The 3,025-nt window shown below is 67.6% G+C and carries 3 protein-coding genes; all 3 read left to right on the top strand.

Features of this window, described 5'->3' with window-relative positions; all coding sequences use genetic code 11:
- Nucleotides 1-229 (top strand): hypothetical protein (locus tag WAZ62_RS18805; protein ID WP_422645069.1); only part of this gene is annotated, 229 nt, incomplete at its 5' end.
- Nucleotides 222-1,457, top strand: a complete 1,236-nt coding sequence (locus tag WAZ62_RS18800) for a hypothetical protein (protein WP_422645068.1) — start codon at nt 222-224, stop codon at nt 1,455-1,457. The genes WAZ62_RS18805 and WAZ62_RS18800, both read left to right, overlap by 8 nt.
- Nucleotides 1,458-1,461: 4 nt before the next feature.
- A complete protein-coding gene (locus WAZ62_RS18795; RefSeq protein WP_422645067.1) occupies nt 1,462-2,874 on the top strand; it encodes a cytochrome P450 in 1,413 nt (470 codons plus the stop codon).
- Nucleotides 2,875-3,025 lie beyond the last annotated feature (151 nt).

Raw genomic sequence — 3,025 nt, 5'->3', positions numbered from 1 at the left:
GGGCCGACTGCTCGCCGCCGACAACCTGCCGGGCGGTGCCTGGCTGTCGGTGGTGACACCAGTGGGTGTGGGGGCCGGGGTCCGCCGGATGGAAAAGCGGCGCACGGCGCTGGTCGCGGGCGCGGCGGCCGGCTGGCGCGCGGTCATGGCCTGGGCCGGTCGGGCTGGTGAAATGGAATTCCCGGATCTTTCCGGTAAAGGCCACGGAGCGGGGAATGGCGATGAGTGAAGCGACCGCACCGCGTTCCCCCGGCGATCGCCGCATCCGGCGCCGGCGCGTGCTCTTCATCAGCGGCTTCGATCCGCGAGGGGCCCGGCACTACCACGAGCTTTGGCGCGGCGAGGCCGCCAAGGCCGCGGCATCAGCCAGCAACCGGACGGACTATGCCCTGGGTGGCCGCAAGTCGGCGGGCCCCTTGCTGGTCGAATGGACCATGACCGGCAAGAACCTGATCGACGGCCAGGATGTCGTGACCGAAAGCCGTTTCGGTTTCCTGCGCTGGGATGATGTCGCCCGGGTGATGTGGCCGAAGGCCGACTGGTCGTTTGTATTCGAGACGGCGCGCACGCTCCTCCGGGGCAGCTGGATCGGCTATTTCCGCCGCATCTACCGGGTGCGGCCGGTCTATCTGCTGACCATCATGCAGCCGGTCGCGATCCTGTCGCTGGTACTGCTCGGCCTGCCGCTGATCGCCTGCGCCGTGCTGGCGGCGATCCTCGCCTTCACGCCGCTGCCCGCCATCGCCGTTCTGGCCGGCATTCCGCTCGGACTGCTGGGCGTGCCCCGGGTCCTTGCCTTCATCGAGAGGACGGGCAGCGTGCTGTGGCGCGGCCAGCTCGTGAATTTCTACTGCCGGCAGATCTATCACGAGGCCGCGCCGCTCGAGACCCGGATGGATCAGATGGCCGATCTGATCGCGGACGAGGCGGCCAGGGGGGATTGCGACGAATTCCTCGTCATCGGTCACAGTGTCGGCACCACGGTCGCCATTTCGGCGCTGGGCCGCGCGCTTCGCCGCCGCCGGTCGGATTTCGATGGCTTGTCGCGTATCGGTTTCGTCACCCTTGGCGCCATGACGCCGCTTCTGGCGGTCGAGCCGCGCTGTACCTGGTTCCGGGACGAGATCGCGGCCATCGCGCTTGATCCCGCTGTGACCTGGATCGATGCCTGCGCCGGGGCCGATGTCGTGTGTTTCCCCATGGTCGATCCCCTGACGCTGGCGGGCCACGAGCGGGCGGCGGGGGAACGGGTCAGCCCGCTGTTGACCTCGCCCCGTTTCCACAAGCTGTTCGATGCCGATCGTTATGCCGTCCTGAAGCGTGATCTCGGCCTGATGCATACGCTCTACCTGATGGCGACCCAGCGGCAGGGCAGGTGCGACTTCTTCGCCCTTTGCGCCGGGCCGCTTGCCTTGGCCGATCGCTTCCCCGAAACTGCCCCGCGCAAGCGGAGATAGGGAAATGGCCGGTTTCAAGCCCCCGAAGCCCGAGCCCAAGCCGGGTGGGTTGCCGTTCTGGCGCGTGTTGCCGGCCTGGCTGCGCGACGGGTTGTCGGTGCTGTCGGACAAGGCCTACAGCATGAAGATGGGGCAGTTCCGGCTGCCCACGCGGCGTTTCTTCATGCTGAACGATCCGCCGCTGATCCGCCGGGTGCTGGTCGATCAGGCGGACAATTACCCGAAGAGCGATATTCTCTCCTTCATGCTGAAACGCCTGATGGGCGACAGTATCTTCACCTCGAACGGGGCGCTGTGGCGGCGCCAGCGGGCGATGCTGACCCCGGCTTTCGAAGCGACGCGGGTCAAGCTGGTCTTCGGTCAGATGCGGGATGCGACGCAGGCGATGATCGACCGGCTGGACCTCGTCGCCGATGGCAGCCCCCAGCCGATCGACATCGAAACGACCCATGTCACCGCCGACATCATCCTGCGCACGATTTTCAGCAAGACCCTGGCCCGCGACAAGGCCGAGCAGATCTTCACGGCCTTCAACCGCTTTCAGGAGATCGCCTACGGTCTCGGCATGTTGCGGGTGTTCCGGGTGCCGACGTTCTTCCATGTCCGCCGCAACCGCGAGGCGAACGCGACGGCGCGCGAGATTCGCGGCCTGCTGGAGCCCCTGATCCAGGAGCGACTGGACCTGATCGCCGCCGGCAAGACCCCGCCGGAACGCGATTTCCTCGCCGCCATGATCGAGGCCCGCGACCCCGGGAACAGCGAGCCTTTCGGCTTTCGCGAACTCTACGAACAGGTGGCGATGCTGTTCCTTGCCGGGCACGAGACCTCGGCCAGTGCCCTTGCCTGGACATTGTACCTGATCGCCAGCCAGCCCGATGTGCAGGAGCGCCTGCACGGGGAAATCCTTGGCGTCCTCGGGCCGGAGCGGGCGCCCGAACTGGGCGATCTCCGCGCCATGGATTACCTGCGCGATGTCTTCCGCGAATCGCTGCGGCTCTATCCGCCGGTCGCCTTCATCGCCCGTGAGCCCGCGACGACGGAATGCATGAGGGGCAAGACGGTGGGGCCCGGCTCGATCGTCTTCATCTCGCCCTGGATGCTGCACCGGAACCGCGATCATTGGGACGCGCCGGATGAATTCGACGCCGATCGTTTCAACACCGACAAGGGGATCGAGGCGGCGCGCTGCGCTTACCTGCCGTTCAGCATGGGGCCGCGCGTGTGTCTTGGCGCCGCCTTCGCCCAGCAGGAAGCGGCGCTGATCCTCGCCAGCCTTGTTCGCCGCTATCGCTTCGAGACGGTGCCGGGCCATGTGCCGAAGCCGGTCGCCCGCCTGACCCTGCGGTCGGAAAATGGCGTCATGCTGAGCCTGACCCGCCGGGATGCGCCGGCCGATTCCGCCGCCGCCGCCGAATGAGCCTCGGCGACGCGCTTCTCGTGGCGGGTGGCGGTATCGGACTTGCCGGCGCGCTGGTCGCGCTGTGGAGCGCCGACCTGATGCGCCGCCGGGTGCCGCCCCTGACGGAAGCGGTGGTCGCCGATGCCGTGGTCATCATCCCGGCCACCGG

The sequence above is a fragment of the Zavarzinia sp. genome (assembly GCF_049306435.1).
In the GTDB taxonomy this organism is placed as follows: Bacteria; Pseudomonadota; Alphaproteobacteria; order Zavarziniales; family Zavarziniaceae; genus Zavarzinia.
This window is presented reverse-complemented; position numbering and strand designations above follow the sequence as displayed.